Genomic DNA, 19,733 nt, shown 5'->3' on the forward strand with positions numbered 1-19,733 from the left:
CGCGTGACCGACACCCCGACCCGCCGCATACCGGCATGCTCTACCCAGGTCATACCGGACCATGCGATTGTTCAGGGAAGGTGACAAAAGCCGCGCAAGCCGCGCTTTCCTGGAACGGTCGGGTGCCCGCCATGCGACGACCCCTGCATCCCCCACGCCTCCCGGACCCGGGCCCCAAGCGCCTGCTGGACCTGGCCCTCGGCTCCGCCCTGCTGGCCCTGGCGGCACCCCTGCTCGCCGCCGCCGCCCTCGCCGTCGCCGTACGAAGACCCGTCGGCGGCCTCGTCGTACGCGAGACGCGAACGGGTCTGGCGGGCCGCCCCTTCACCCTGCGCCATCTGGCCACGCGCCACCGCCGCCTGCGCCTGCTGTCCCAGCTGCCCCACGTCCTGCGCGGCGACCTGTCCCTCGTCGGCCCCGAACCGCTCCCGCCCGGCGCCCCCGGCGCGGCCGCCGCCTGGCGGCAGAGCGTCCGCCCCGGCCTCACCGGCCTCGCCCAGCTCAGGCGGCGGCAGCGCTCGGCGCTCCCCTGGGACGAGCCGCTCCTGCTCGACCAGCACTACGTCGAGCACCACTGGCTCGGACTGGACCTGGCGCTGCTGCTGCGGGCCCTCGCGCCCAGGGGGCGGGCGAGCGACGCAGATCACCGCGTGCGCGGCTACAGTGCGGCGGAATAAGTGGGTACGCTCAGCTCGAACTGAATAAGTTACCGCTTAGTAGTACCTAAGTTCTCCCACCCTCGCAGGCCCGAGGAGCCTCCATGCAACTCGCCGCGATCATTGTGTCGCTGACCCTGACCGTGGTCGGCGTTGCGCTGCTCGCCCGCGCCATCGGCCAGTTCGTCCGCCACTTCAAGCTGGGCCAGCCGGTCCCGGCCGGCACCCGGACCGACAACCCCTACCAGCGCAGCGTGACCCTGGTCAGGGAGTTCCTCGGCCACACCCGTATGAACCGGTGGGGCATCGTCGGCGTCGCCCACTGGTTCGTGGCCGTCGGCTTCCTCACCCTGCCGCCGACGATCGTCACGGCGTACGGCCAGCTCTTCCAGGCCGACTGGACGCTGCCGGTGATCGGCGGCTTCCTGCCGTACGAGCTCTACATCGAGTTCATCGGCGCGATGACCACCCTCGGCATCGCCGCGCTGATCGTCATCCGGCTGCTGAACCTGCCGTCGCGCCCCGGCCGCAAGTCCCGGTTCGCCGGCTCGAAGATGGGCCAGGCGTACTTCGTCGAGTACGTCATCCTCACCATCGGCCTCGCCATCTACGTGCTGCGCGGCCTGGAGGGTGCCCTGCACCACGTGGACCACTACGAGCCCGCGTACTTCGCCTCGTACCCCCTGGTCCTGGCCCTGAAGGGGCTGAGCGTCGGCGCGCTGCAGAACCTGGTCTACCTCTTCGCCATGATCAAGCTGAGCACGACCATGATCTGGATGATCACGGTCTCGCTCAACACCAACATGGGTGTGGCCTGGCACCGCTTCCTCGCCTTCCCCAACATCTGGTTCAAGCGCGAGGCCGACGGCTCCACCGCCCTCGGCGCGCTCCAGCCGATGACGTCCGGCGGCAAGGCGATCGACTTCGAGGACCCGGGCGACGACGACGTCTACGGCGTCTCCCAGGTCGAGCACTTCTCCTGGAAGGGCCTCCTCGACTTCTCCACCTGCACCGAGTGCGGCCGCTGCCAGTCGCAGTGCCCCGCCTGGAACACGGGCAAGCCCCTCTCGCCGAAGCTGCTGATCATGTCGCTGCGCGACCACGCGCACGCCAAGGCGCCGTACCTGCTGGCCGGCGGCGGCAAGACGATGGACGGCGAGGAGAAGGCGTCCGCGGAGCAGCTCAAGGACGTCCCGGCGTCCGCCCTCGCCGAGGCCGAGCGCCCGCTGATCGGCACGCTGGAGGAGAACGGCGTCATCGACCCGGACGTGCTGTGGTCCTGCACCACCTGCGGCGCGTGCGTGGAGCAGTGCCCGGTCGACATCGAGCACGTCGACCACATCGTCGACATGCGCCGCTACCAGGTGATGATCGAGTCCGCCTTCCCGAGCGAGGCCGGCACGATGCTCAAGAACCTGGAGAAGAAGGGCAACCCCTGGGGGCTCGCCAAGAAGCAGCGCGTCGAGTGGACCAAGGAGGTCGACTTCGAGGTCCCGATCGTCGGCAAGGACGTCGAGGACCTCTCCGAGGTCGACTACCTCTACTGGGTCGGCTGCGCCGGCGCCCTGGAGGACCGCGCCAAGAAGACCACCAAGGCCTTCGCGGAGCTGCTGCACATCGCGGGCGTGAAGTTCGCGATCATGGGCGGCGACGAGAAGTGCACCGGTGACTCCGCCCGCCGCCTGGGCAACGAGCCGCTGTTCCAGCAGCTCGGCCAGGAGAACGTCGCGATGCTGAACATGGCGTTCGGCGAGGACGACGAGGACGAGTCGACGAAGAAGCCCAAGGCTTCGAAGAAGATCGTCGCGACCTGCCCGCACTGCTTCAACACGATCGCGAACGAGTACCCGCAGCTGGGTGGCGAGTTCGAGGTCATCCACCACACGCAGCTGCTCCAGCACCTCATCGACGAGGGCAAGCTGCTCCCGGTGACGCCGGTCGACGGTCTGATCACCTACCACGACCCGTGCTACCTGGGCCGCCACAACAAGGTCTACACGCCGCCGCGCGAGATCATGTCGGCCGTCCCGGGCCTGCGCCAGCAGGAGATGCACCGCCACAAGGAGCGGGGCTTCTGCTGCGGCGCCGGCGGCGCGCGGATGTGGATGGAAGAGCGGATCGGCAAGCGCATCAACACCGAGCGCGTCGACGAGGCGCTGTCCCTCAACCCGGACATCGTCTCCACCGCCTGCCCCTTCTGCCTCGTGATGCTCACGGACTCCGTGAACGGCAAGAAGAACGACGGCAAGGCCAAGGAGTCCCTCCAGGTGGTGGACGTGGCCCAGCTGCTGCTGGACTCCGTCAAGAAGCCCGTGGAGGACACGGAGGAGCCGGCCGCCGACCCCGAGCCGGAGCCGGTGAAGTAAGAAGTACGTGGGGAACGGCCGGGACCGCCTTCGGGCGGGCCCGGCCGTTCGCGTCTCCGGGTCCCCGAAGGGCCCCTGAAGGCCCCCGGGAACCCCTCCAGGGACCCTCCAGGGACCCCTTAGGGGATGTCACAGCTCCGCAGCAAAGGCGCCTTTCGCACCCACCCCGGACGCCGGAGCCGACGGGACCGGGTACGTTCGGTGACGTGGCTGGATTCAGGATCGGACGCGGCCGGGACAACCGCACCCCGCAACAACACCCGCAGGCGCCGCAGCAGGCGCCGTACGGCAGTGCGCCGCCGCCCCCGTACGGGCAGCAGCAGGCGCCGCAGCCGTACGGGGAGCCGGAGTACTTCGGCGACCCCTACGCGCAGCAGCAGGTCCCCACAGGGCCGGGCCAGGCGCCGCACGACCCGTACGCGGCCAACCAACCGGGCCACACGCGCGCCTTCAGCATCCACGACGCCGAGTACGCGCAGTACGGCGACTACGGCGACGGCGCCACGTACCAGGCGGGAGCGGCCCCCGCCGCCGCGCCCGCGGGCCCGCGCCTGCCGTGGAAGCAGCTGCTCAGCGGCATCGTGATGCGCCCGGGACCGACGTTCCTGCAGATGCGCGACCACGCCGTCTGGGCCCCGGCCCTCATCGTCACGTTCGTCTACGGCCTGCTGGCGCTCTTCGGCTTCGACCAGGCGCGCGAGGAGGCGATCAACGCGACGCTGTCGACGGCGATCCCGTCCGTCCTGGTGACCGGCGTCATCTTCGTCATCGGCGGCCTGATCCTGGGCGCCGTGACGCACACCCTGGCGCGCCAGCTGGGCGGCGACGGGGCCTGGCAGCCGACGATCGGCCTCTCCATGCTGATCATGTCGATGACGGACGCGCCCCGGCTGCTGTTCGCGATGTTCCTGGGCGGCGAGAACGCCCTGGTCCAGGTCATCGGCTGGCTGTCCTGGCTGGCGGCGGGCGCGCTGTTCACCTCGATGGTCCGCACGTCGCACGACCTGCCGTGGCCGAAGGCGCTGGGCGCGTCGGCGATCCAGCTGGTGGCGCTGCTGTCGCTGCTGAAGCTGGGCACGTTCTGACGTAACGCTCTGACGTACGTACGCGAAAGGCCCCCGCCGCGGCGGGGGCCTTTTCGATGTCGGGCGTCAGGCGTCGAGGACCTGGCCGGACCGGCGTACGACCGGCTTCTCCACGCTCCAGGGGAAGTTGATCCAGTCGTCCGTGCGCTTCCAGACGTATTCGCACTTCACGAGGGAGTGCGACTTCTCGTAGATCACGGCACTGCGGACCTCGGCGACCGTGCCGAGGCAGAAGTCGTGCACCAGCTTCAGGGTCTTGCCGGTGTCGGCGACGTCGTCGGCGATGAGCACCTTCTTGTCGCTGAAGTCGATGGCGTTGGGGACCGGGGCGAGCATAACGGGCATTTCAAGCGTTGTACCCACACCGGTATAAAACTCCACGTTGACCAGGTGGATGTTCTTGCAGTCCAGGGCGTACGCCAGGCCGCCGGCGACGAAGACCCCGCCACGGGCGATGGAGAGCACGATGTCGGGCTCGTACCCGTCGTCGGCGATGGTCTGCGCGAGCTCGCGGATCGCGGTCCCGAACTTCTCGTAGGTCAGGTTCTCCCGTACGTCACTCATGCTCACACCTGCGTCCGATGGAAGTTCTGGAAGGACCGCGAGGCGGTCGGCCCCCGCTGCCCCTGGTAGCGCGATCCGTAGCGCTCGCTGCCGTACGGGAACTCCGCCGGCGAGCTCAGCCGGAACATGCACAGCTGCCCGATCTTCATGCCCGGCCACAGCTTGATCGGCAGGGTGGCGAGGTTGGACAGCTCAAGGGTGACGTGCCCCGAGAACCCGGGGTCGATGAACCCGGCGGTCGAGTGCGTCACCAGACCCAGCCGCCCGAGGCTCGACTTCCCCTCCAGCCGCGACGCGATGTCGTCGGGCAGGCTGATCACCTCGTACGTCGACGCCAGCACGAACTCGCCGGGGTGGAGGATGAACGCCTCGTCCCCCTCGGGCTCGACCAGCCGCGTCAGATCCGCCTGCTCGACCGCGGGGTCGATGTGCGGGTAGCGGTGGTTCTCGAACACCCGGAAGTAGCGGTCCAGCCGCACGTCGATGCTCGAGGGCTGCACCATGGAGTCGTCGTACGGGTCGATGCGGACCCGCCCGGCGTCGATCTCGGCCCGGATGTCCTTGTCTGAGAGAAGCACTCCCCGAGGATACGCAGAGCGCGCGGGCCCGCCCCAATCGGACGGACCCCGCGCGCCACCCGTCACCTGCTCACTCGCTCCCTAGCGCCGCTCGAGCACCACCGGCACGGCATGCCGCAACCGCGCACACCGCGGACACCGGATGAGCCGCCCGGGCCCGATCCGCCCGGCACCGAGCTGCTGCATCGGGAACGAAGCGGTGCTGAACACGTGCCCCTCGGCACAGCGGACGACGGTGCGCTCCATGGAGTCCATCAAGTCCCTTCCCCAACCAATGCGTGGACGAGAAAGCCACATTAGGGGATCAACAGGACACCACTCCAGGCGGCACTCCGCACCCCCACCGTACGCCCCAACTCGGCCCGCCCGCACACCGATCCACCGCGCCACGCAGCACGAAGACCCCGCGGCGTAATACACCGGGGGCCTTCGATGAGGTACAGTGAGCGACGATGCGAGACCGGTCCTCCGGTCCGTGTTACGCGGGTGTAGTTTAATGGTAGAACATGAGCTTCCCAAGCTCAGAGCGCGGGTTCGATTCCCGTCACCCGCTCCAGACTGAAGGCCCAGGTCAGCGACCTGGGCCTTGCTTGTTGTCTAGTCCAATATTGGCCGGCGTGCCATTCGCGTGCCATAAGACGCCGCCTCGCCAGCCAAAACGCCCGCCGCAGGGACGCTCAACCCGGGCCTGACGCAGCGTCCTCTCACATCACTAGATCGTCTCAAGTGGCCTGGGTCACGGCGCCCGGCAGGCTGTGTGCGTGCGCGAATCCGCAGTACGTCAGCGGCGCCGGGCGGCACGCTGTCCGGCTGGGGCGGCGGGGCGCGGGACGAGCGGGTGGATGGTGGCACTGCCCTTGCCTTGAGTCGCCGCCCGGGCCTGCTGGCGGCGGACGTCGATGTCGATGGTGGCGGCGAGCTTGCGCTGGTGGCTGCGGGTGGAGTGTTGGTAGATCAGCTGGGCCTGCTCCGAGGACTGACCGGCGCGCACCATGAGGTCCTTCAGCTTGGCGCCGGCGTCAGCGGCGAGCGTGTTGCCTGTGTGCCGCAGGTCGTAGAACCGGAAGTCCTCCGGGAGGCCGACCTTGTCACGAGCCCTGCGCCACTTCCGGCCGAAGGTCGTCCCGCGCAGCGCGGCGCCCTTCTCGCCCACGAACACGAGCCCGTCCGGTCCAGGCTGGGCGAACCATTCCAGGTGGCGGCGGACGTCCTCGTGGAGGAAGGCAGGCAGTACGATCTCGCGCTTGCCGGCACGGGACTTGGGGTCGCCGATGACGCAGCGGCAGGTGTTCAGCTCCGGTGCGGCACGACGTACGCGGCTGGAGCCAGCGTCGAGGTCGATGTCCCCGCGCCGTAGTTCGGCCAGGGAAGTTCTACGTTTCCTGAGGGGAACAGATGGCCCTTGGAGTCACCGGCACAGTGCAGGGCGACGGGCCTCAGCGAGCACCAGCCACGCCGAACACCAAAGCAGTTGTGCAAAATCTCCGACATCAACTAAAGTCAGCACGGCACTGGAGTGCTTCGATGCGTAGTCCGACCCGAGGAGTCGTCCGCATGAGTATGCCTTCGTCGTCGTGGACGACCGATGTGTTCGGCGAGCACGCAGCAGATGTACGCCGTCGTGTCGGGCAGGGCCTGCGCAACATGCAGGCCAACGCACAGGCCGCACAGGAACAAGCCTCATCCCGCACCACCCGCGTCTACGGGACCAGCCGGTACGAGAACCAGTACGAGCGGCTTCAGGACGAGCTCAAGAAGGTGCCTGGCGCCCGGGCGGTCAAGCCGTTCCAGTTCTCTTACGAGCTCATGCTCATCGGCAACGGGCTGATCTACCCCTTCCGGTAACTCGAAGACCAAGGCAGACGTACGTAGCGCGCGCATCCCCAGCCAGTCCCGTCTGGTGCAGGAGCTCTTCAGGTTCGCGCCGGCGCCGAAGCACATCCAGGATCCATTCGACCTCGACTTCGGGCCGACCGTCCCGATCGCCGAACCGCGCGGCGCTCTGGCGACGGTCCCGCAGGGCACCCAGCTGGTCCTGGTGCCCTTCGCCTGCAACGCCTCCGAGCTCCTCGAGGCGTACTGGGGCATCGCGGCGCTCGGAATGAACCGGCAGCTGGAGTGGGCCACCGATCCCGAGCCGCTCCACCTGCCTCAGGAGGTCACCTCGTACACGCTGCGACCGATCAGCATTCCGAACCAGGTCACGGCGCACACCAGCTTCGCCGACGGAATCGAACCCACCCTTACGCTGTCCTCTCGTACAGCCTCGGACCAGGCTCTGCACGTCCCCGTGCAGACCGAGGCAGAACCCGTCGAGGACCAGACCAGCGAAGACGATGCGACCCATTAAGCAAGAACTCATCCCCGGTACGGAAGAACGAGGCACCACGCCACGTGCTATCTCCGACGGCTTCGATCCCGCCCGGCTGACCCAAGCGCGTCGGCTGGCGGAGATGACGAAGAAGGACGTGGCCTCCCAGCTCGGGGTGACTCCTGCCGCCGTGGGGCAGTACGAGACCGGGGTGTCCAGGCCACGACCTGACTTGATCCCCCGGCTCGCGGAGATCCTCGGGGTTCCGGTCACGTTCTTCCTGCTGGGAAGGCCAGCCAATCGGCTCGACGCTTCCATGGCCCATTTCCGGAGCCTGCGCAGCACGCCGAAGTCCCAGCGAGAGCGGGCGCTCGCCTTCGCGGAGCAGGTCTGGGAGCTTACCTACGCGCTGGAACAGCGGATTCAGTTGCCACTCGTCGATCTGCCCGGCTTCGCCGGCGGGGAGGTCCATCCCGGCGAGGAACTGTCCACCGACCCCGTTTCCGCCGCCCGCGAGCTCCGCAGGCGCTGGGGTCTCGGGGACGGCCCTGTCACACATCTGGTCAGGCGGATGGAGTCCCACGGGATCGTCGTGGTCATGCCGCCTCCCAGCGATCCCTCCGCTGCGAGTGTGGATGCCTTTTCCACCCGGGCAGCACGGCCGCTCGTCGTCCTAACTGCCAACCGGGCCGACGACATTTACCGGCATCGGTTCACGGCTGCCCATGAGCTGGGCCACCTCGTGCTCCACGGTGATGCAACGGGTGACAGCCGCCAGGAGAAGGAGGCTGACGCCTTCGCAGCCGAGTTCCTGACCCCCCAGGACAGCATCCTTCCGTTCCTCCCGCGGCGAATGGATTTTGCACGCCTGGCCGAGCTCAGGGGAGTCTGGGGAGTCTCCCTCCATTCGCTCGTCTACCGCTGCCGCGAGCTGGGATTGATCTCCGACGCCACGGCCAGCAGGACGTACCAGCGCCTACGTGCTCTCGACGGTCAGCCGGGCTTCACTGCGGAATCCGTCTCGAACTTCCCTGGTGAACAGCCTTCCATGCTCGGCCAAGCCTTCGAGCTAGCCGCCAAGGAAGCGGGGCTGTCGGTTTCCCAGCTGGCTCACGAGTTGGCGTGGACGAACAAGAGGGTGCAGGACCTACTGGGCGTGCAGGAGCAGAGGCCGGTGCTCCGACTGGTCCAGTAGCAGTGCCGCTCGCCCCGGGAGCCGCGGGCACGTTCCGCTTTCCGCTACTACGCCACAGCTTCCGGCACGTAGGGACGACATCGGGGCCGGTTCGTCTCAGACCCGGCCCCCATGGCGTGTTGACGTGTACTAAGGCTCAGAGCTGTGCCTCGACTCCGAGGCTTCCGGCGGTGATGGCCCCCCGCAGGACGTGGGCGATCGCCTCGGGCTTGAGGTCGATGCCGTCGAGCCCCTCCAGGGTCAGCGGGATCTCCTCCAGCGCGTATTCGCCGCGGCCCTCGGCGCTGAACTCGGGACCGGTGCGGTCCTCGAAGGACCACGTCGCGATGCGGGCGATGTAGAAGAGCTGGCGCTCGTCGTCGGTCTCCATCGTGTGGAGGAGGCGGATGATGTCGGCCTTCCCCGCGATCTCCTCGTGGATCTCCCGGTGGAGGGCGGCCTCCCGGGAGGCGTCGCCGGGTTCGACGCCGCCGCCGGGCAGGACCCAGTACTCGGGGATGCCGGGCCTGGTGCGGCGGATGACCAGCATCGTGTCGTCGGCGGTGACGAGGACGGCACGGACTCGTTCGATCATTTCGGTTCGTCTCCTTGCTTGTTGACGGTCTCAGTGCAGCAGCCAGCCGCCGTCGACGTGGACGGACTGCCCCGTGATGAACGAGGCGGAGGGGCCCGCGAGAAACGCCACCAGGGCGGCGACGTCCTCGGGCCGGCCCCGGCGCGGCACGCACTGGCGCTTGATCTGGTCCTCCGGCCGCGCGCGGTGCCGGGCGGGGATCGCGTTCTCTGCCTCGACCTGGATGGCCCCGGGCAGGACCGTATTGACGCAGATCCCGTACGGGCCCAGTTCGCGGGCGAGGGAGCGGGTCAGGCCAAGCAGCCCGGCCTTCGCGGTGCTGTACGCGACGAGGTTCGTCCGGCCGGCGCGGGCGTTGACGCTGCCGATATTCACGATCCGGCCCCAGCGGCGTTCGATCATGCCGGGGGTCAGCGCGTGGCAGGTGCGGTAGTGGGCGGTGAGGTTCACGTCGAGGGAGTAGTTCCAGGCGGTCTCGTCGGTGTCCTGCCAGGCGACGCGGGGGTAGGAGCCGGCGTTGTTGACCAGGATGTCGACGGGGCCGATCTCGGCGCGGACGAGGTCGGCCATGGTGTGGACGGCGCCCGGGTCAGTCAGGTCTGCGTTGACCGCGATCCCGGGGCTGCCCGCGCGTTCGAAGGTGGCGAGAAGGGCGTGGGCGTCGGGGTCCTGGCCGAGGTGGTTAACCGCGACGGTCGCGCCGGCGGCGGCGAGCGCCCGCCCGATCTCGGCGCCGATGCCGGTGGCCCCGCCGGTGACGAGGGCGTTGCGGCCCTGGAGCGGCCGGGCCTGGAGGGGAGACTCAAGCAGGGGCAGGGACATTGCTGCTCCGTTCACCAGGGTGGAGGTGCGAGGCCGGTGTGGTGGTGAAGAAGGTGTCGAGCGTCGTGTGCGGGTCCTGGCTCTCGGCGAGCTTGATCAGGACGAGCAGGAGGTCGTGTCCGGTCAGCCGGGCGGGCGGGATGACGCCGAGGATGCGCAGGGCGAGGAAGGGCCGGATCTCTTCCCCGCCGTTGTCGTTCTCGCCGCGGAGGCCGTCCAGGGCCCGGGTAATGGCCGCACCGCGGCCGGGGCCGGTGTTCCAGGAGTACCGGACGTCGATGTGCCGGCTGCTCCGGTGCAGTTCCAGGTGCTCGACGCGCGGGCGGGTCAGGGGCGGCAGGGCGAGGCGGAGGGTGCGGGCGTACACGTCGGGCTGGTAGTGGGGGACGAGCCAGCCGCCCAGGGCCATCAGGTACCAGAGCAGGTTGGCGGTCTCGCCCGCGACGGTGTTGCGGCCGGCGCACTCGAAGTCGAGCCAGCACAGCGGGTCGGCGATGTTGGGTTCCGTGGGGTCGCCCTGTGTCAGACCGGCGAGCCGACGGCGGTCGGGGGCGAGGCCGTGGCGGAGGCGGTCGATGGTGTCGGCGACGTTCAGCGTCAGCGGCCGGCCGTTGGCGGTGAGGGTGAAGTCGGCCAGTTCCCGGAGGGTGAGGGTCGTATCGGTGTGGGGCAGGGCGAGCGGCAGGTCACGGCGCAGGTACCAGCGGTCCAGCCGGCCACCGGGGCGGACGCGGTCGAGGTAGAGGTCCGGGACGCACTCGGCCAGCGGCACGGTCTTCCCGGTCTCCTCGGCCGCGGCCCGCAGGTCGGCGCAGACGCCATCCACGAGCCGGTCGAGTCGGGGCTGCACGGCCGGGTCGCGGTCGGCGAGGGCGATCACGTCGCCCAGGAGCAGCTCACACCGGCCGGTGGCGAAGACGTCCTCGTAGGCGAGGAGCTGTCTGTCCGGCAACGCGATCTGCCCGTGGAGGGCCGGGACCGCGATACGGGAGGCGAGCCGTGCCCATCCCTTCGCCTCGGCCTCGGCCTGCTCGCGGGTCGCCACCGGCTTGTGGAAGGCGCCCGCTGGCGTCGCCAGCCGTCGGGCACTCACCGCGTCTCCCCGGGGAGGGTGTCCAGCCACGCCTGGAGAACGAGGCGGGCGAGCGCTTCGGCGGCGGGGCGCTCGGTGCGGGCTGTGGCGGCCAGGCTCGTGTCCTGCCGTCCGGCGTCGAGGAGGACGGTGAGGGCGTCGCTGTCGGAGGGGCACTCGATCCCGCTGAAGCGGAGCTGGATCTTCGCGAGGAGCGCGGTGACCTTGTACAGCGCGCGAAGGTCTGGGGTCCCCTTGAGGAGCTGGCGGCGGATCTCGATGGCGGCCTGGACGCCGTCACGCAAGCTCACGGTGACGTCGGTGGCCGCGTCCGGAGCGGGAAGGGCCAGGCCAGGGGTGGCCCACAGGGGGACAAGCGCCCCACTGCCGATGAGCGCGAGGACGTGGAGGAGGCGGGAGGTGACGGCGCCGGCCCGGCACTCGGCCCGGGTCAGGAGGGTGATGCCCAGTTTGACCCCGCCGAGTTCTGTCTCCAGGTCCGCGAGGATCTGGCGCAGCTCGTCGAGGGAGGAGGTGTCGGCCACGACCAGGACGTCGAGGTCGCTCCAGCCGTGCTGGTACTTGCCCCGGGCGCCGCTGCCGGTGACGACCAGCAGGTCGATCAGCGGGCGCAGGCCGGTGGTGTGGTCGAGGAACTCGGCCAGGTAGGACTCCAGGTGCACGGGGAGTCCGAGCGCGTTGACCGGCATGGTGAAGGGCTGGTGCTCCGGCCAGCGGCGGTCGAGAGCGATCCGGTCCAGCCTCCGCTCCAGCCACAGGCGCGGCCCGTCGTTGCCGATGACCTCGTGCGCGATGGAGACGATCTTGTCCGCGCCCCGTGCGCGTTTGACGAGGTCGCGCTCGGAGACGTCCTGGGCCCCAGCGGTGCCCCGCCGCATGCGGGTGGCCTCGGAGGCGTCCAGGTAGGCGATGGTGAGCTGGGGCCCGAGCATCCTGGCGAGTTCGGCGGTCGAGTCGACGTCGTGCAGCGACTCAATGCTGACGGAGTCGAGGAAGTGGTGGGCCTGGCAGAAGCGGTCCAGCGCGTCCACGATCAGCTCAGCCTGCACGATCGAGCCCAGCCGGTACGGGTCGTGGATCCCGGCCCGGCCGGCCGCGTCCTCGATGAGGTACCCGATCTTGAGGCGGGCGTGGCCGTGCTGGGTGCGCAGGTACTCGCCGGCCGTGCTCTTGCCGCTCTCCGACATGCCCCCGAGCGCGATGACGTGCACTCCTGCCAGAGCCCTGCCGGGCACGTCCGGGTGCAGCGGTGCCAGGAGTCGGCGCACCTCGTCCTGGATGGCGACGGTGGGCCGATCGCCGATGTGGATCGCCATCGGGAAGCGTCCGTCTTCGACGAGCCGGTGTATCTGCACGTGGAGGTAGCGCTGGTACGCCGCGTAGGTGTCGGTGACGGTCGCCTCGTGGGCCAGGCTCCGGCGGGTGCCTTCCTCCGGGTCGTCGCAGTGCAGGAGGACGAGGGCGTGCTCGTCCTCCTCGGCGGCCCGCAGGTCGGTCTCGTACGGGGCCAGCAGAAGTCGGGCCCGGTCCACCGCCTGCTCGGCGTCCAGGTCCTCCCGTACGGCGATCGTGGCGGCGACGGACGCCTCCAGCATCGGGATGCCCCGGTCCAGCAGGCGCACGGGTGCGGAGAAGGGGTGCCGGGAGCGTTCCAGGTAGGAGGTGGCGAGGACGTCGGTGACCTCCTCGACCGGGCCGGTCTCGAACCACCAGCGGGCCATGCCGCCGGCCTTGATGGCGGCCCAGCGCGGGTCGTAGCGGTCGAGTGGGCCCGCAGAGGTCGCGGCCGAGCCCATGCGCCGGGCGAGGATTCCGATCTGCTTGGTCTTCCCGGTGTTGTCGGGGCCGCTGAAGGCGACCGACACGGGGAGGGGGTACGTGTCGCTGCTGTACGAACTGGACATCGGCTTCCCTTCACTGGGGATGCGGAGGGCGAGTGCGCCGGTGAGGCTCCGTGGACGGCCTGCGGCAGTGAGATGGACTCCGGCTCCGGCCGGGAGGACAGACCGAGGCCGAGGGTCTATCCGGGGCCGTCGGCCAGCGGAATGTCCTCGGCGCTGAGGGCAGGGATCGCCAGCGAGCTCTGGACGGAGGAGTGCTCGGTATGGGCCAGAACGCCGACCGTGGTGAGACCAGCAGCCGTACCGACGGCCCAGATCCAGCTCAAGGCCGTCTCCAACGGGTCGGATAAGGGGGAGCGGCTCACTGGGTCGCCTCTCGGACGTCGGGGTGCTGTGCCGCATCGGGCTGTCGCGGAGGCGGGATCGTGCGGGTTCGTGCGCTGTCCGTGGGCATCGCCGTTCTCGGGTCCTCTCACGTGTCTGGGCAGGCTCCAACAGGCCCTGGACAGGGCCTGTTGGAGTCATTCGGAGATCTGCGGGGTGATGTTCAGTGAACGGCGGGCCGCGCTCCTGGGACAGGGCCCAGGATGTAGTCCTGCGTAATCCCGCGTAATCCAGGTGGGGAGGATGACGGGGTGCCGAGGAACCCGGCCGTCGCGGAACTAATCAAGCGGGCCTGCCAGGAACGTGGCTGGGGGCCTTCGGAGTTGGCACGCGCACTCGGCCTCGCCGAATGCGGTGACCCGCGCCGCCTGCAGCGCCAGCACGCCCGGCGGTGGATCGAGGGCGAACGGACACCCGGCCACTGGTGGCCCTACATCGCGCAGGTGCTGGCACTGGACCCGGAGGCGATCAACCTCCCGGAGCCCATGCCTGCGGCACTCCACACCGATACCGTGGCATCAGTCCTGCACCTGGGAAGGAGCGACGTGGAACGCCGGGAGTTCATCCTCGCCTCCAGCGGATACGCGCTGTCCGCACTCGGCCTGCCCGACATGGACAGCATCACCCGCCGGACCAAGACTGTCGTTCCCGGTGCCGTCCGCGTCGGCCAGGGCGAGGTGGCCGCCGTACGCCACATGGTCAAGGCCCTCGGCGACTCCGCCTCCGAACTCGGCGGCGGGCACGCTCGCCACCTGGCTGTCCGCTACCTCACCCAGGACGTAGCCCCCTGGCTTGAGGGCCGCTTCACCGAAGCCACCGGCCGCGACCTGTTCGCGGCCACGTCCCAGCTCGTCCACCTCGCCGGCTGGATGGCCCAGGATGAAGGCGACACACCCGAACTGCGCGGACTCGCCCAGCGCTACTACGCCCACTCCTTCCGCCTGGCCGCCGAGGCCGGCGATCCGGAGCTGTCGGCGACGGCTCTCCGCGGCCTCGCCGTGCAGTGCGTCGACCTCGGCTACCGGGCCGAGGCCGTCCAGCTCGGCGAAGCCTGCGTGGACTACGGCCGCCACATCGACAACCCGCGCGCCGTCGCCTACTACGAGGCCACCCTCGCCAACGCCGCTGCTCAGGACGACGACCGCCGCATGGCCACCAAGCACCTCGCCATTTCCGAGACCGCCATCGGCAAGCCGGCTGCCACAGCTGGCGACTCCTGGGCCGCCCACTACTCCCCCGGCCGCTGGGCCCACGAATCAGGCATGATCCTCGCCCGCCTCGGCGACCTCAACGCCGCCGAGGAACAGCTCCACCTCGCCCTCGACATCCACGGCCTCGACCGCCGCCGCACCCGCGCCATCGTCCTTGCCGACCTCGGCGGTGTCCGCCTCCGCCAAGGCGACGTAGACGGAGCCCTGGCCACCTGGCGCGACTTCCTCGACTGCGCCGACGGCATCCGCTCGGTGAAGGTCCAGGCCGCACTCCAGGACATGCGTGTCCGCCTACGCCGGTACACCGGAGTTCCAGAAGCCCAGGAACTCCGCGAGCAGGCAGCGCGCATCTCAAGCTGATCTCGGTGTCAGCTCTGTCAGTAGCGGGTGATAAGCCTGTTCTTCAGCCAATTGGCCCGGCACCACCTGAGGTCAACCGACCAGTCGGTGCGGGGCGCATGCACCACGCGGACCGAAACCGCACTTCACTGACAGGGATCACCATGCTCGACTTTCACGAGTTGGCGCCGGACGGCGAGGGCCTGGAGCAACTAGTCCGAGAGCTGGCACTGGCTCTCGGCTACAGGGCCAAGTGGTCCGGCCGGGGAGCGGACGGCGGACGTGACCTTCTCCTGGAAGAACCGGGGGATGCCCTGCTGGGAGCGAAGACACGGAAATGGGTGATCTCGTGCAAGCACATGGCGCATGCCAAGGATGGTGCAGGGCGCTCGGTCAACGGTGAAGACGTAGGCAGTATCGGCGGCATCGTGGACGCCGTTGCACAGCACGACGCCGACGGCTTCCTCCTCGTCTGCTCCACCCAACCCTCAAGCGCCCTGGTGTCCAGACTGGAATCGATCGAGCGAACCAAGGGCGTGCACACCCACGTGTGGGATGGAGTGGAACTCGAACGCATGCTCGCCACTCCCCGAGGTTGGGCGGTGGCCCAGCGGTTCTTCCCGGTGAGCGCCGAAGCCAGCGGGTGGAAAGTCTTCGCCACCAGCGAGCCCAACCGTTTCATCGGAATCACCCGCGGCTTCTACCTCCGTGTCGCCAACCGACACGGAAGCGCAGTCGGATTCCCACTCAAATGGATCGACGAACGTCTGGACAGAGTCGCCTCGATCGCATTGCCCGTTGGTCACGAAATTCGCCCCCGAGGTGTCTTCTACGACGACAAGCACGGCGGGTTCGTCTGGTACGTCGACTACTTGCACGGATATCGAAGTTGGCAGCACGAGGAGATCGAGCCGCCGATGAATGAGTACACGTTGCGCCAGCGGCTTGGCGACGATGGCGTCTCCTTTGATGACGGACAATACGACAACTTCGAGATCACCTTCAGAAAGGTCAACCGGGGTCACGACGCCTACGACGCAGACCACTACCGGTACTACGAGAGCGTCCCCAGCTACATCTAGGCCGCCAGCCTCGCATGGCCTATTTAAAGCCCCATGCCATACGTCTGAAAAGTTGGTGCCGAGACTCCGTGGGTCGGGTTGGTGAAGCCTCCCAGCAACACTCAGCCCCCTGCGTCCGCCTGCTAGAACGGCGTCTCTGCATGCTCTCGCAACCAGAAGTTGACGGGGCTAAAGCCGGGGCGCAGAGCGACCTGCACCAATTCCCATCCACCCCAGAAGCCGCCGATCTGGTCAGCATCCATGCCGTGCACAATGGCGGAGACTGGACGGTCGCGACTATGCATAGGAATCTCTGCCCCCTTAGGCCAGTGCGGCTCGATAAGTGGCGAGGAGCAGAAGGACTCGAGCTCTGCGACGGCCTGCTCAACCTCCACTCCGGCTTGCGTTGAACTACCCACGGAATGTGTGAGGTGAGCCATGAATCGCATCTTTTCGGTTCGCCTGCGATGCTCGAAGTCCACTGACGCCAAGAACGTCGCTGCCGTGAGGGACGGACGCTCCCTGGTGGGGGCCAAGGCGACTGTGCTGCCAGCACTGCCATCGTGCCGATAAATAGCAGCATCTTGGTAGCCGGTGTCCTGAAGAGCGCTGGTCACGTACTGGCGAAGAAGACGGCGCTCGCCAATCTCCACCATAGTTGGACTCTCCCACTCAACCCTCATGGCGAGAATGGCACGTGCTCCTACGGCGAGGTATGGATCCGTGGGTTCTTCAATCAGGTGATCGATGTGGGCCGCACCCGAGGCGATCAGCCACAGGGCGTGAAGGTCTTTCTCCTCCCTGGCGGTGTCACCAGCTGGCACCGTCTGCGCAAGTGCACGAGCCAGCAGCTGCACGAGACGGAAGCCGACTGCCAGTAAACGCGTCGTGGATGCGGCTTCTGCTGGCCACCCCGGCACCGACGCTTCTGGCGAGGTCGCGAACCGAAGGTAGCCCGGCGCGCTGGTGCAGGTCGTGCAGAGCGTCGTTGAGGTCACGGAGCGGGCCGAAAGGCAGGTCCGGCCTCTTCAAACGCGCCACGCTCTCCCCCTGTGTCCCTCGCCGTCAGAATCCGTCCGATTCTGTCCGACGTTGCCAGGCCCCGTCCATCAGCGTCTTGGGAGCCCCCGGACGGCACACGCTGGAACGGATACGTCGAACGACCTGAAGGAGGCGCTGTGTTGAGGGTTTCCTGGACCGCAGTCAGTGAAGGTGCGATTGCCGAAGCGCTGGGGTCACTCGCAGCCATGGCTGTGGTGGCCGCGGGCGCTCTGCTGCGGAAGCGGTTGCGTCGCAACACAAGGCAGCACCCGGCGAACCTCCTTGACGACGCGGAGAACAGGCATGGCGCGGAGCAAGGGCCTTGCTAGCACAGCCGGCTCGATTCCCGTCATCCGCTCTTGAACGAAGCCCCAGGTCAGCCGACCTGGGGCTTCGTCGTTTCCGGCTGCGCGGTCATCAGTGGCGAGGCGTTCGTCGGGGAGGTCGGCGAGGAAGGTGTCGTCGAGATTCGGGCGGCCGCGTCGTGTACGCACTCGGCAGGGACGAGCTGCTGGCCGTGATCGGCACCAACGACGAAACCCGCACCATGACCTTCCCCTTCCGCAATGTCTTCAGGGCCGGCCAGCGCGACCTCCCGGTCGTCGGCCCCATCGCTCCCCCGAGGCCCGCGAGGTCCACGACGGCTCCTGGAACTGCCCCTCCGGAAAGCCCCACCGAACACCCTCCCGAGGGCTGTCTAGGACCCATTGGATGGCCCCCGTCCAACGTGCACGGCAACCTCGTTCCGGTGTGCCCCATCCGTGTCCCACCGAACGGTGAACAACGGTCACCACGGGTATAGACGGCGCCTCACCACAGGCTGGGCAAAGAGGTGTATCCGCAGGTCAGAAGCAGTGCGGGCGGCATGGGTGGCGGTGATTCCCAAGCTCAGAGCGCGGGTTCGATTCCCGTCAGCCGCTCCACGCAGAAGGCCCTGGTCGGTGACCGGGGCCTTGTTTGCTGTCCAGGCCCATGTGGGGCGGCGTGCCATGACGACTTCGACCACCTCGACCGCGCACGACATGGCCTTCGAAAGGCCCCGTCCGCGGCGATGTGATCGACGGTTGCCTCAGATCTGTCGGCGAAGCCCGGGCCCATTGCGGAAGCTACGGCTTCCGTGGCGCACTCACCGGGGGCGGCGCGGGGGGCGACCGCCGCTTGCCATGATCAAGATATAGCGCGCCGGGGGGCTTGCGGCAAGGCCCCCGGGGTGCCGCAGAATCGCCGGCCTAAGCAGGGAACACGAGGTCACGGGGGTTGCGAAGTGCGTGTGTTGTTGTCGACGTACGGGGCGCGCGGGAGCGTTGGGCCGATGGTGGGGCTCGCGGTGGGGCTGCGGGAGCTGGGCGCGGAGGTACGGGTGTGCGCGCCGCCGGACGAGGAGTTCGTCGAGTTGTTCGCGGCTGTCGGGGTGCCGCTGGTGCCGGTTGGCGCACCGGTGCGCCCGCTGGTGACCACGGTGGTTCCGGGGTCGGCGGCGGGGCTGGCGCAGCGTATGGCCGCTTTGATGGACGCGCAGTTCGGCACGATGGCCGAGGTGGCGGAGGGATGTGACGCGCTGGTGGCGACCGGGCCGCTGCCGGTCACGTCCGCCGCGCGGTCGGTGGCCGAGAAGCTCGGCATCCGCTACGTGCACGCGAGTCACACGCCGGTCAGCCTGCCGTCGCCGCACCAGCCGCCGCCCGCGCGGCGCGGTCGGCCGTTGCCGCCGGGGGTGAGCGACAACCTGGAGCTGTGGGAGGTGGACGCCCGGAACGCGAACGAGATGTTCGGTGAGGCCCTCAACTCCCGTCGCGCGGCGGTCGGCCTGCCGGCGGTGGACAACGTCCGTGACTACGCCTTCACCGACAGCCCGTGGTTGGCCACGGACCCGGTCCTGAGCCCGTGGCGGCCGACGAAGCTCGGTGTGGTGCAGACCGGTGCGTGGCTGGGGGCGGACGAACGCCCTCTCCCAGCCGATCTGGTGGCGTTCCTGGAGGCCGGGACGGCGCCGGTGTACGTGGGCTTCGGCAGCACGCCCCTGGGCGCTGCGAAGGACGTCGCCCGAGCGGCCGTCGAGGCGATCCGGGCGCAGGGCCGCCGCGTGATCATCTCGCGCGGCTGGGCCGGGCTCGACCCGATCGACGACCAGGACGACTGCTTCGCCGTCGGAGAGGTCAACCAGCAAGCACTGTTCCGCCGGGTGGCTGCGGTCGTGCACCACGGCAGCGCGGGCACCACGACCACCGCCGCGCAGGCCGGTGTGCCCCAGGTGGTGGTGCCCCAGGGGGCGGACCAGCCCTACTGGGCCGGCCGAGTGGCCGAGCTGGGCATCGGAGCCGCACACGACGGTCCGGCTCCGACCACCGAGTCCCTGTCGGCCGCGCTCCAGGCGGCCCTAGCCCCCGGGACCCGCGCCCGCGCGATCGCCGTGGCCGGCACCGTCCGTACCGATGGGGCGATGGTCGCCGCGCGGCTGCTGCTCGACGCCGTCGGCTCGTCAGCCCCGATCCCGCGGTGACGGTCGCCGACGCGGCCCGAGGCTTTTCGTTGTCCGGGAACAGGTCAAGGTCGGCGTACCCGTTGCGTGCCCGATGCCTTCTCCCCCTCAGCCTGCACGAGCCGGTCGACTC

General features: G+C 68.9%; 17 protein-coding genes, 1 tRNA gene and 1 pseudogene. 10 read left to right on the forward strand and 9 right to left on the reverse strand.

Annotation, left to right across the window (positions count from 1 at the left end; genetic code table 11):
* The first annotated feature begins 131 nt into the window (after window positions 1-131).
* From AC07FJ_RS14065 to AC07FJ_RS14075, 3 genes are all read left to right on the forward strand, one after another.
* The gene (locus tag AC07FJ_RS14065; RefSeq protein ID WP_361426206.1) at window positions 132-677 is read left to right on the forward strand and encodes a sugar transferase; all 546 of its coding nucleotides are present in this window, start codon (window positions 132-134) and stop codon (window positions 675-677) included.
* Window positions 678-760: 83 nt separating this feature from the next.
* Complete coding sequence (locus AC07FJ_RS14070) at window positions 761-3,022, forward strand: (Fe-S)-binding protein (protein ID WP_479048739.1); 2,262 nt, start codon at window positions 761-763, stop codon at window positions 3,020-3,022.
* A gap of 206 nt (window positions 3,023-3,228) precedes the next feature.
* Window positions 3,229-4,107 (forward strand): Yip1 family protein, encoded by an 879-nt coding sequence (locus AC07FJ_RS14075; RefSeq protein WP_468286755.1) that lies wholly within the window; start codon window positions 3,229-3,231, stop codon window positions 4,105-4,107.
* 66 nt (window positions 4,108-4,173) lie between these two features.
* Here the strand turns inward: AC07FJ_RS14075 and AC07FJ_RS14080 are convergent, their stop codons facing one another.
* Window positions 4,174-4,671, reverse strand: a complete 498-nt coding sequence (locus tag AC07FJ_RS14080; RefSeq protein WP_361426215.1) for a phosphoribosyltransferase — start codon at window positions 4,669-4,671, stop codon at window positions 4,174-4,176.
* Window positions 4,672-4,673: 2 nt separating this feature from the next.
* Window positions 4,674-5,249: a dCTP deaminase gene (gene dcd / locus AC07FJ_RS14085; RefSeq protein WP_126888692.1), complete on the reverse strand. Its 576-nt coding sequence runs from the start codon at window positions 5,247-5,249 to the stop codon at window positions 4,674-4,676.
* A gap of 482 nt (window positions 5,250-5,731) precedes the next feature.
* Here dcd and AC07FJ_RS14090 point away from each other — a divergent pair.
* Window positions 5,732-5,805, forward strand: a tRNA-Gly gene (locus AC07FJ_RS14090).
* A 225-nt stretch (window positions 5,806-6,030) separates the two neighbouring features.
* Here the strand turns inward: AC07FJ_RS14090 and AC07FJ_RS14095 are convergent.
* Window positions 6,031-6,627: pseudogene (locus AC07FJ_RS14095) on the reverse strand (tyrosine-type recombinase/integrase); the annotation flags it as partial.
* Window positions 6,628-6,803: 176 nt separating this feature from the next.
* On the opposite strand from AC07FJ_RS14095, the gene AC07FJ_RS14100 reads away from it, so the two are divergent.
* The 3 genes from AC07FJ_RS14100 to AC07FJ_RS14110 are packed head-to-tail and all read left to right on the forward strand — an operon-like array spanning window position 6,804 to window position 8,755.
* Window positions 6,804-7,094 (forward strand): hypothetical protein, encoded by a 291-nt coding sequence (locus AC07FJ_RS14100; protein WP_479048741.1) that lies wholly within the window; start codon window positions 6,804-6,806, stop codon window positions 7,092-7,094.
* Between the two features lie 55 nt (window positions 7,095-7,149).
* The gene (locus tag AC07FJ_RS14105; protein WP_479048743.1) at window positions 7,150-7,599 is read left to right on the forward strand and encodes a hypothetical protein; all 450 of its coding nucleotides are present in this window, start codon (window positions 7,150-7,152) and stop codon (window positions 7,597-7,599) included.
* Window positions 7,586-8,755 carry a helix-turn-helix domain-containing protein gene (locus tag AC07FJ_RS14110; RefSeq protein ID WP_479048746.1) on the forward strand — a complete coding sequence of 390 codons (1,170 nt, stop codon included), beginning with the start codon at window positions 7,586-7,588 and terminating at the stop codon, window positions 8,753-8,755. Before AC07FJ_RS14105 ends, AC07FJ_RS14110 begins: the two co-directional genes overlap by 14 nt.
* 136 nt (window positions 8,756-8,891) lie before the next feature.
* On the opposite strand, the gene AC07FJ_RS14115 is transcribed toward AC07FJ_RS14110, so the two are convergent.
* From AC07FJ_RS14115 to AC07FJ_RS14135, 5 genes are all read right to left on the reverse strand, one after another.
* Window positions 8,892-9,329: an NUDIX hydrolase gene (locus AC07FJ_RS14115; RefSeq protein ID WP_479048748.1), complete on the reverse strand. Its 438-nt coding sequence runs from the start codon at window positions 9,327-9,329 to the stop codon at window positions 8,892-8,894.
* Between the two features lie 30 nt (window positions 9,330-9,359).
* Window positions 9,360-10,151: an SDR family NAD(P)-dependent oxidoreductase gene (locus tag AC07FJ_RS14120; RefSeq protein WP_479048751.1), complete on the reverse strand. Its 792-nt coding sequence runs from the start codon at window positions 10,149-10,151 to the stop codon at window positions 9,360-9,362.
* Window positions 10,132-11,244 (reverse strand): hypothetical protein, encoded by a 1,113-nt coding sequence (locus AC07FJ_RS14125; protein WP_479048753.1) that lies wholly within the window; start codon window positions 11,242-11,244, stop codon window positions 10,132-10,134. The genes AC07FJ_RS14120 and AC07FJ_RS14125 overlap by 20 nt, the downstream gene beginning before the upstream one ends.
* Window positions 11,241-13,148 (reverse strand): nucleotidyltransferase domain-containing protein, encoded by a 1,908-nt coding sequence (locus AC07FJ_RS14130; RefSeq protein WP_479048756.1) that lies wholly within the window; start codon window positions 13,146-13,148, stop codon window positions 11,241-11,243. The genes AC07FJ_RS14125 and AC07FJ_RS14130 overlap by 4 nt, the downstream gene beginning before the upstream one ends.
* A 116-nt stretch (window positions 13,149-13,264) precedes the next feature.
* Window positions 13,265-13,411: a hypothetical protein gene (locus AC07FJ_RS14135; protein ID WP_479048758.1), complete on the reverse strand. Its 147-nt coding sequence runs from the start codon at window positions 13,409-13,411 to the stop codon at window positions 13,265-13,267.
* A 603-nt stretch (window positions 13,412-14,014) separates the two neighbouring features.
* Here AC07FJ_RS14135 and AC07FJ_RS14140 point away from each other — a divergent pair.
* Both AC07FJ_RS14140 and AC07FJ_RS14145 read left to right on the forward strand, forming a co-directional pair.
* Entirely contained in the window at window positions 14,015-15,040 is a 1,026-nt protein-coding gene (locus AC07FJ_RS14140; RefSeq protein WP_479049494.1) for a tetratricopeptide repeat protein, read from the forward strand.
* Window positions 15,041-15,183: 143 nt separating this feature from the next.
* Window positions 15,184-16,101, forward strand: a complete 918-nt coding sequence (locus tag AC07FJ_RS14145) for a restriction endonuclease (RefSeq protein ID WP_479048761.1) — start codon at window positions 15,184-15,186, stop codon at window positions 16,099-16,101.
* 122 nt (window positions 16,102-16,223) lie between these two features.
* Here the strand turns inward: AC07FJ_RS14145 and AC07FJ_RS14150 are convergent, their stop codons facing one another.
* A complete protein-coding gene (locus AC07FJ_RS14150) occupies window positions 16,224-16,937 on the reverse strand; it encodes a hypothetical protein (protein WP_479048764.1) in 714 nt (237 codons plus the stop codon).
* A gap of 1,496 nt (window positions 16,938-18,433) precedes the next feature.
* Between AC07FJ_RS14150 and AC07FJ_RS14155 the strand changes: the two genes are divergently transcribed.
* A complete protein-coding gene (locus tag AC07FJ_RS14155) occupies window positions 18,434-19,621 on the forward strand; it encodes a glycosyltransferase (protein WP_479048767.1) in 1,188 nt (395 codons plus the stop codon).
* Window positions 19,622-19,733 lie beyond the last annotated feature (112 nt).

Source organism: Streptomyces sp. NPDC045998 (genome assembly GCF_056430285.1).

Coding starts and splice junctions, on each gene's coding strand:
- AC07FJ_RS14065 (WP_361426206.1), top strand. CDS start 132: ATGCGACGACCCCTGCATCCCCCACGCCTCCCGGACCCGGGCCCCAAG.
- AC07FJ_RS14070 (WP_479048739.1), top strand. CDS start 761: ATGCAACTCGCCGCGATCATTGTGTCGCTGACCCTGACCGTGGTCGGC.
- AC07FJ_RS14080 (WP_361426215.1), bottom strand. CDS start 4,671: ATGAGTGACGTACGGGAGAACCTGACCTACGAGAAGTTCGGGACCGCG.
- AC07FJ_RS14100 (WP_479048741.1), top strand. CDS start 6,804: ATGAGTATGCCTTCGTCGTCGTGGACGACCGATGTGTTCGGCGAGCAC.
- AC07FJ_RS14110 (WP_479048746.1), top strand. CDS start 7,586: ATGCGACCCATTAAGCAAGAACTCATCCCCGGTACGGAAGAACGAGGC.
- AC07FJ_RS14115 (WP_479048748.1), bottom strand. CDS start 9,329: ATGATCGAACGAGTCCGTGCCGTCCTCGTCACCGCCGACGACACGATG.
- AC07FJ_RS14120 (WP_479048751.1), bottom strand. CDS start 10,151: ATGTCCCTGCCCCTGCTTGAGTCTCCCCTCCAGGCCCGGCCGCTCCAG.
- AC07FJ_RS14130 (WP_479048756.1), bottom strand. CDS start 13,148: ATGTCCAGTTCGTACAGCAGCGACACGTACCCCCTCCCCGTGTCGGTC.
- AC07FJ_RS14145 (WP_479048761.1), top strand. CDS start 15,184: ATGCTCGACTTTCACGAGTTGGCGCCGGACGGCGAGGGCCTGGAGCAA.
- AC07FJ_RS14155 (WP_479048767.1), top strand. CDS start 18,434: ATGGTGGGGCTCGCGGTGGGGCTGCGGGAGCTGGGCGCGGAGGTACGG.